Raw genomic sequence first — 7,682 nt, forward strand, 5'->3', positions numbered from 1 at the left:
ATTTTAACGGTACTTCCGTTATCAATGGAAGGACTCGACGGGCAAGCTAAACAACCCGCGCTTGAAAGCGCGGGTTGTTTAGAAGGGGTATAACTTCTCTCGGGTAATGTCGACGGATGGGCATGGGAGGATGGCATCGCGCATTTGCGTGTGGTGACGGTTTTAAATTTCTTCCGGACCGCTTTACGCTAGGTGGCGCCGTCATTGCGCTTCCCGTTTCCATTTTCGTGCTCGGCAACGACTGGCTGAATGTATTGCTGGGCGGCGTGCTGGGCGCCGTCGTCTTCTGGCTCGTGGGCGTGCTTTATCTTCGTCGTCGAGGCGTTGAAGGCCTGGGCTTTGGCGACGTGAAGCTCATGCTGATGATCGGTTTTCTTGTGACGGCGGAGCTCCTGCCGCTCATCGTCATCATGGCGGGCCTTGCCGCCGTGCTGGGCTTTGCCGTTGCGGCGCTTTTGAGAAAGTCTGCTGAAGGGCTCGGCTCCATGGAGATGCCGTTCGGTCCCTATCTCTGCCTCGCTGCTTGGGTGACGCTCCTCTGGGGGCATGATCTCTGGCGTCTGTGGATTCAATTCATCCTTTCGATTTGAGGTGCGGGATGAGAAAGAATGAAGGCTTCACGCTTCTTGAGCTCGTGCTGGTGCTGGTGCTCTTGGGCACGCTCTCAGCGATTTTTGCCGCTCACTTTCCGAAGCTGAACTTCACCTTTGAGAGCGAATTCATGGAGTCTGAAAGCAGGCTTCGCGAAGCGGTTGTCTTCGCTCGCAATCAGCAGCTCATGTATCAGGATGGCAAGACCACGCTTACGATTTCCAAGAATAGTGCGACCTGCAAGCACGGATCAACAACTCGCACCTTCACGTGGTCCGATGCTGACGTGAAGTCTCTCCAACCTTCGGGCGAAATCAAGTTTGACGAATATGGCCGTCCATGCTCTGGCTCGACATGCCAGCGCGTAAAGATTGATCTGGCATCCAAGAAGGAAAGTTCGAACACGCTTTCGCTCACGATCTATGAATCGGGCTATATCGGAAGAACGCTGCCGGAAGAGGAAGGCCATGAGAACTGATCAAAGAAATGTCCTTCTCTCGAAGGCAGGCTTTGCGCTCCTTGAAGTCGTCATGACGATCATCATTGTGGGGCTTGCCATGGGTACGGCTGCTATGGTTCTGGGCACTGCGGTCAAGGTCGTTCAGATGCGCACGGCTCTAGACAACCGCAACCTTGCGGCTGAAAACTTCATGGCGAGAATCGAAGCGGCTTTTCAAGGACGTCCGGTTGCCGAACTTGACGAACTTGATAGTGGTGCGGCCTCCGTCTGCAAGCCTGGCGTCACTGTAAACGTCACGTTTATGTCAATGGATGACGACGGAAAGGATTCTGACGAACGAAAGAATTACGCCGCCAAATTCTATACCAGCAACGACAGTTCTCTTAGGCTTGTTACCGTCAAGGCCGACGGCCATACTTATCGCCGCCTCTTTTCATATCCTACGCTCAACGCAACTTCTGGCCTTCCGGTCCTCTCGTCTTCTAAGGAAACGCAGGAGGGCGAGTGATGAAGGCATATTCAAATACCGCTTACCCTAAGAGAGGCTTTACGCTTCTTGAGTGCGTGGTAACGCTTGTGATTGCCGGCTTTATCGGTGCCGTCATTACGGCAACCATGGCTTACGGCGTCAGAATTTATCAGGCGCTTCGCATTCAAAGCGTTGGCACGAGCCAGGTCCACGTTGCCGCAGCTGTGGTGAAGCGGGAGGTGGAGAAGACGAAGCTGGAAAACCTCAACGTAGTGAAAGATGAATTTCCCTTTGAGAACGGCACGGTTTACTGGAACATCTCCGGGAAAAAGCTCGTTTTTCTGGAGGGCGTTACCACGTGGACGATTACCCCTGACTCCGAATCTGTAGGGAGTGATTCACGCAAGGTTGTCAAGCTTGCAGTAGCCTTGCAGGGTTCCAACAGCGGCGAGATTGTTTATGAATTCCATCCGCTTTGGGAGGCTGACAAATGAAAAACGCCGTTATGACGGATGCTGTCAGATATCGTTGGCCCGGGCGTGAAAGAGGAAGCATTCTGATCTTCGCGCTTACCGTGCTGTTTTTCTTTTCCGGTATGGCCGTTTTTCTCAAGACGATGCTGGATTCTCAGGTCTTCATCGAAAGCCGGGATGCCGAGTATGCCGTCGAAGCGGATTTGCTGCTTGCTTCCGGATTCGAGGCTTACGGAATGATATTCACCGAAGCTTTTCCGAAAACTGCGACGAGCGATACGCCGGAGAAAAGGGCTGCCGACGCGCTCAACAGCATCGGCAAAGTTGCTGTTAAGAAGAATATTGGTTCCAGTTCCTCGTCGTTTGTTACTTTGGGCGTCTTTTACACGAATAAAAAAGACCTTTCAGAGAAAGATGTGGTCATCACACAGGACGGAATGGGCTGGCGCATTAAGACCAAGAACGACTTAACCTGGCATTTGGAGCTTGCCGACGGAACGAAGCTGACACGGAAGGCCCCAGTGAATCTCTACATTCACGGAAGCTAGGCGCATATGCTGGTTACGAGTCAAGCATTGGCGGGTGAGCTCAAGCGTCAGCAGTTTCTGACGCAGTTTCGTCTTGCATTCTTGGCTCTGTAGAGCGCCGTGTCGGCTTCGGCAAACGGTTCGGGCAGTGTCTGTTCGCCAAGGAAGCGTGTAACTGAACTCACGCCGACCGAAATGGTGAGCGGCGTGCCGGATACAATGTCGGGAACCGCAATGCCGGTTTCGCGCGAAATCTCGCGGACGCGGGCGCAGAGTCGATTGGCGACAAGCATGGCGGCTGCCTGTGTGACGTTCGAGAGCACGATGCAGAACTCTTCGCCGCCGTAACGATAGACGGTGTCCTGTTTTGAAACATATCGTCGCAGCGTCTGAGCCGTAGCGTGCAGAATTCGGTCGCCGAACTGATGGCCGCAGCGGTCGTTGAGATTCTTGAAGAAGTCGATGTCGACCATGAGAGCGGCGATGCCGTCATGAACCTGCGGAAGGTTGACAATCAATTCGTCGAGGCTCGCCCGGTTGTTGTCTAAATTGGTGAGTCTCCACAGTTTTTTGTAATTCTTATTTTTACTTCATGTAGCTCATTGATGAGCTCGATGTTGATTTGGCACTCGAAGGACATGATCATGTCTACTCCTGCACCAAGTCTTTGAATTTTGCCCCCAAGACGGAAAGCTTTGTCAACGCTAAAGTCGAGCATCCCGATTTTGATTACAACGAAGATTCCGTCAAGGTTCTGAAGTCTCCCAAAGGGACGACATTTGTGATCCCCAACACCGGAGGGACAAAGGCCTACGATGCAATCTACGGCTACTCGCTCGGGCATATCAAAGCCGTTCGGCCGAAACTGTCCTGGCTCACGCAGGCTCAGCTTGAGCACTATGACTATCTCTTTGAGAAAGGCAGGCAGCCGCACCGCTCCGAACGCTTTAAAACAAAGCACGAAAATTGGCGCGATTCCAGTAAACAAAATTTTGTCGTGTACAGAATTACGGGGGATCGTCCGACCGGAGAGGTTTACCAGGTATCGGGCGATCTGATCAAAGGCGAGCAAAGACGCGTAACTATCGTCGATCGCTTTGAAATCCGGAAGTAATGCGGTCAAACCGGCTGCCTGTTTGTAAAACTGCCCCTCCCGGAAAGAATTCTCAAGGGCTCTTCCGGCAATACGGACTCAGAAGCAGGCAGTACGATCCCCGATTATGCTGCCCAAGCGGCAGGGCTTGCCCGCGGCAGAGAGTTTTTCGCTAAAATGCCGACCTCTGCCGTAATTATGGACAGAGTCGCCGAGTGACGAAATTGGTAGACGTAGCGGACTTAAAATCCGCAGCCTTTGGCGTACGGGTTCGATTCCCGTCTCGGCGACCACCTGCCTTCTGCAGATGGGCGAAAACCGCTTAAAGCCTGAAGTCAACTCCCCCTGACTGAAGTCAGAGGCTTGGCAACAAGTCTTGGTTGACTAGCCTCAGTCCGTTTTCGGACGGACTCCGTTGGTTGGGAATCCGTTCCGTCGCAAGACGGGACGCAAACAGGCACCGCGGGATGTCGATCCTAGTCCCGCGCTCTGCGGTCTGCGGTTAAAAGCTCTGAGAGGTAGGAGCGGTGCTTCAGACAACAAACCCCTTCCAACATTGGCGAAGGATCACCACCGACCGCAAGGTCGAGCAGACGGAGCCCGTGAGGTATCCGTCAATGGAGAACACTTTGAAAGTTTTTGTGTTGAATATGCGCGGGCAACCGCTCATGCCGTGCTCCCCGCCCAAGGCGCGTAAGCTNTACCTTTCGCCACCCCTTCAACTTTTCATGGAGTGGCAAAACATGCGATATTCGCAGGAGTTCAAAGACAACGTCGTAGCGCGCCTGCTGAGCAAGGAGCTCAGCATCTCTGAAGCCGTGGAGCGGTACTCGATCGGCAAATCAACGATCTCGTACTGGCTCAAGATTGCCAGAGAGCAAGCAGTCTGCGGCACGCTGCCCAACAAAGGAAATCCCAAGCTCATGACCAGCCTCAAGCTCCCTGAAGGAGTGACCTACCTTCAAGCCCACACCGCAGTCGTTGCCAGAGAAATCATGAGCGAGACTGCCTTCGGCCAGTTCTGCCGCAAGCATGGCTATCTCGCTTCCGCTGTGGATGCCTGGGCCGAATGGTTTAACAATCATCCGGATGCGGTTGACAAGAAGCTCCATGATGCTCAGATGTCGGCCATGTCTGAACTCAAGAAGGACAATGCCAGGAAGGACCGAGAAATCGCCAGAAAAGACAAAGCATTAGCGGACGCTGCGACGATGCTGATGTTGTCAAAAAAAGCCGAGGCGATCTGGGGGGTAAAGGAAAACTGATCAGTGCCCATGATCGCCGGGAAATCGTTTCGCTGGTCGAACTCGGTCAATCGAAAGGACTGTCGCAGAGGCAATCCTGCGAGGCAGTCGGCATTACCCCACGGACGCTGCAGAACTGGCGGCATGCACCGGATGGTGATGGCCGGCTCGACCGCAGCAACTTTACGAGCCCGCGGCAAATCCCTGAGGACCTGCGTGAGCAGATCGTAGATCGCTTCTGCAAAGCCGATGTGCGGGATCTTAGTCTGACGCAGGCCTTCTACAAGCTGCTCGATGAAAACAAGGAGTACTGGTGCTCTCTCTCAACGCTTTACCGTCTCTTCAGGGCACGGGGATTGAACGCACGCCGTGCGCCTACCCGGGAAGCCCGCCGGCGCAGCAAGCCGACTGCCTACAGCGCACAGAAGCCAAACGAGGTGTGGACCTGGGACATCACCTATCTGCGCTCGAGCAAGTACACGGGCAGGTTCTACTACGCGTATGTCATTGTCGACGTCTACAGCCGCATGGTTGTGAGCGCCAGGGTATTCGAGGCTGATAATGCCGACTTCGCCGCGCGCTTTCTCGGGGAGGCCTTCAGGCGATACGGAATCAAGCCCGGACAGCTTGTCGTGCACTCAGACAATGGTGCGAGCATGAAGGCCGCTCCCACTTTGGCTTTGCTTGAGAAGAACGGAATTACCTTCTCGCACAGTCGTCCGCGAGTCAGCAACGACAATCCGTATTCGGAGTCCTTCTTCCGTACGCTCAAGTACAGCGGCGATTACCTGTACCCCCGTGACGGCTTCGACAATGCTGAGGAAGCTGAGCAATGGGTGCAGGGCTTTGTAGACCACTNTTGCCCGGCGTTACCATGCGGATGCCGCGGTGTCTGTGGTGCTCGTTGTAGTGGTCTACAAAGCCCTGCCCCCATTGCTCAGCTTCCTCAGCATTGTCGAAGCCGTCACGGGGGTACAGGTAATCGCCGCTGTACTTGAGTGTACGGAAGAAGGACTCCGAATACGGATTGTCGTTGCTGACTCGCGGACGACTGTGCGAGAAGGTAATTCCGTTCTTCTCAAGCAAAGCCAAAGTGGGAGCGGCCTTCATGCTCGCACCATTGTCTGAGTGCACGACAAGCTGTCCGGGCTTGATTCCGTATCGCCTGAAGGCCTCCCCGAGAAAGCGCGCGGCGAAGTCGGCATTATCAGCCTCGAATACCCTGGTGCTCACAACCATGCAGCTGTAGACGTCGACAATGACATACGCGTAGTAGAACCTGCCCGTGTACTTGCTCGAGCGCAGATAGGTGATGTCCCAGGTCCACACCTCGTTTGGCTTCTCTGCGCTGTAGGCAGTCGGCTTGCTGCGCCGGCGGGCTTCCCGGGTAGGCGCACGGCGTGCGTTCAATCCCCGTGCCCTGAAGAGACGGTAAAGCGTTGAGAGAGAGCACCAGTACTCCTTGTTTTCATCGAGTAGCTTGTAGAAGGCCTGCGTCAGACTAAGATCCCGCACATCGGCTTTGCAGAAGCGATCTACGATCTGCTCACGCAGGTCCTCAGGGATTTGCCGCGGGCTCGTAAAGTTGCTGCGGTCTAGCCGGCCATCACCATCCGGTGCATGCCGCCAGTTCTGCAGCGTCCGTGGGGTANGAGTCTGACGCAGGCATTCTACAAGCTGCTCGATGAAAACAAGGAGTACTGGTGCTCTCTCAACGCTTTACCGTCTCGTCAGGGCACGGGGATTGAATGCACGCCGTGCGCCTACCCGGGAAGCCCGCCGGCGCAGCAAGCCGACTGCCTACAGCGCACAGAAGCCAAACGAGGTGTGGACCTGGGACATCACCTATCTGCGCTCGAGCAAGTACACGGGCAGGTTCTACTACGCGTATGTCATTGTCGACGTCTACAGCCGCATGGTTGTGNAACCGCTCATGCCGTGCTCCCCGCCCAAGGCGCGTAAGCTCCTTCGGGCCGGGAAGGCCGTGCCTGTGCGCCGAACGCCCTTTGTGATTCAACTGACGGTGCCGACGGGCGAAACCAAGCAGCCGATCACCTTGGGTGTGGATGCGGGCTACAAGCACGTCGGCCTGAGCGCAACGACCGCCAAGGAAGCGTTGTTGGCTTCTGAGGTCGAACTGCGGCAGGACGTGACGGACTTGCTCTCGGATCGCTTGGCACTTCGCCGCGCCCGACGCAACCGCAAGACCATTAGATGTCATACTAACTTTCGCCACCCCTTCAACCTTTCATGGAGTGGCAAAACATGCGATATTCGCAGGAGTTCAAAGACAACGTCGTAGCGCGCCTGCTGAGCAAGGAGCTCAGCATCTCTGAAGCCGTGGAGCGGTACTCGATCGGCAAATCAACGATCTCGTACTGGCTCAAGATTGCCAGAGAGCAAGCAGTCTGCGGCACGCTNAGATCGCCTCGGCTTTTTTTGACAACATCAGCATCGTTGCAGCATCGGCTAATGCTTTGTCTTTTCTAGCGATTTCTCGGTCCTTCCTGGCATTTTCCTTCTTGAGTTCAGACATGGCCGACATCTGAGCATCATGGAGCTTCTTGTCAACCGCATCCGGATGATTGTTAAACCATTCGGCCCAGGCATCCACAGCGGAAGCGAGATAGCCATGCTTGCGGCAGAACTGGCCGAAGTCACTCTCGCTCATGAAAGCTTTGGCATTCACAGCAGTATGGGCTTGAAGGTAGGTCACTCCTTTAGGGAGCTTGAGGCTGGTCATGAGCTTGGGATTTCCTTTGTTGGGCAGCGTGCCGCAACCTGCTTGCTCTCTGGCAATCCTGAGCCAGTACGAGATCGTTGAT

At 54.9% G+C, this 7,682-nt stretch carries 10 protein-coding genes, 1 tRNA gene and 1 pseudogene; 10 read left to right on the plus strand and 2 right to left on the minus strand.

What is annotated here, in order from left to right:
• The first annotated feature begins 122 nt into the window (after positions 1–122).
• Genes BQ7486_RS11270 through BQ7486_RS11290 form a run of 5 tightly spaced genes read left to right on the plus strand, consistent with a single transcriptional unit; the run spans position 123 to position 2,541 of the window.
• Positions 123–590, plus strand: a complete 468-nt coding sequence (locus BQ7486_RS11270) for a prepilin peptidase (protein WP_162272269.1) — start codon at positions 123–125, stop codon at positions 588–590.
• Positions 591–598: 8 nt separating this feature from the next.
• Entirely contained in the window at positions 599–1,069 is a 471-nt protein-coding gene (locus BQ7486_RS11275) for a prepilin-type N-terminal cleavage/methylation domain-containing protein (protein WP_074010069.1), read from the plus strand.
• Positions 1,059–1,559, plus strand: a complete 501-nt coding sequence (locus tag BQ7486_RS11280; protein WP_074010070.1) for a pilus assembly FimT family protein — start codon at positions 1,059–1,061, stop codon at positions 1,557–1,559. Before BQ7486_RS11275 ends, BQ7486_RS11280 begins: the two co-directional genes overlap by 11 nt.
• A complete protein-coding gene (locus tag BQ7486_RS11285) occupies positions 1,559–2,014 on the plus strand; it encodes a PulJ/GspJ family protein (RefSeq protein ID WP_074010071.1) in 456 nt (151 codons plus the stop codon). The genes BQ7486_RS11280 and BQ7486_RS11285 overlap by 1 nt, the downstream gene beginning before the upstream one ends.
• Complete coding sequence (locus BQ7486_RS11290) at positions 2,011–2,541, plus strand: hypothetical protein (RefSeq protein WP_074010072.1); 531 nt, start codon at positions 2,011–2,013, stop codon at positions 2,539–2,541. Before BQ7486_RS11285 ends, BQ7486_RS11290 begins: the two co-directional genes overlap by 4 nt.
• A gap of 47 nt (positions 2,542–2,588) precedes the next feature.
• Here BQ7486_RS11290 and BQ7486_RS11295 read toward each other — a convergent pair whose 3' ends face one another.
• Positions 2,589–3,086 carry a GGDEF domain-containing protein gene (locus tag BQ7486_RS11295; RefSeq protein ID WP_084765937.1) on the minus strand — a complete coding sequence of 166 codons (498 nt, stop codon included), beginning with the start codon at positions 3,084–3,086 and terminating at the stop codon, positions 2,589–2,591.
• Between the two features lie 56 nt (positions 3,087–3,142).
• On the opposite strand from BQ7486_RS11295, the gene BQ7486_RS11300 reads away from it, so the two are divergent.
• The 4 genes and pseudogenes from BQ7486_RS11300 to BQ7486_RS12565 form a co-directional block, all read left to right on the plus strand.
• Entirely contained in the window at positions 3,143–3,634 is a 492-nt protein-coding gene (locus BQ7486_RS11300) for a hypothetical protein (RefSeq protein ID WP_074010074.1), read from the plus strand.
• 188 nt (positions 3,635–3,822) lie between these two features.
• A tRNA-Leu gene (locus BQ7486_RS11305) sits at positions 3,823–3,906 on the plus strand.
• 450 nt (positions 3,907–4,356) lie between these two features.
• On the plus strand, positions 4,357–4,878 hold the full coding sequence (locus tag BQ7486_RS12145) for a hypothetical protein (protein ID WP_154666327.1): 522 nt from the start codon (positions 4,357–4,359) through the stop codon (positions 4,876–4,878).
• Positions 4,878–5,651 (plus strand): annotated as a pseudogene (locus tag BQ7486_RS12565) (DDE-type integrase/transposase/recombinase); the annotation flags it as partial. The gene BQ7486_RS12145 and the pseudogene BQ7486_RS12565, both read left to right, overlap by 1 nt.
• Here the strand turns inward: BQ7486_RS12565 and BQ7486_RS11320 are convergent.
• Positions 5,626–6,543, minus strand: coding sequence for an IS3 family transposase (locus tag BQ7486_RS11320; protein ID WP_084765939.1), 918 nt, complete (start codon positions 6,541–6,543; stop codon positions 5,626–5,628). The pseudogene BQ7486_RS12565 and the gene BQ7486_RS11320 overlap by 26 nt on opposite strands.
• Between BQ7486_RS11320 and BQ7486_RS12325 the strand changes: the two genes are divergently transcribed.
• Positions 6,542–7,159, plus strand: a complete 618-nt coding sequence (locus tag BQ7486_RS12325; RefSeq protein ID WP_235836798.1) for an RRXRR domain-containing protein — start codon at positions 6,542–6,544, stop codon at positions 7,157–7,159. The two genes, BQ7486_RS11320 and BQ7486_RS12325, sit on opposite strands and share 2 nt — an antisense overlap.
• Positions 7,160–7,682: the final 523 nt, after the last annotated feature.

The sequence above is a fragment of the Duodenibacillus massiliensis genome (genome assembly GCF_900128485.1).
In the GTDB taxonomy this organism is placed as follows: domain Bacteria; phylum Pseudomonadota; class Gammaproteobacteria; order Burkholderiales; family Burkholderiaceae_F; genus Duodenibacillus; species Duodenibacillus massiliensis.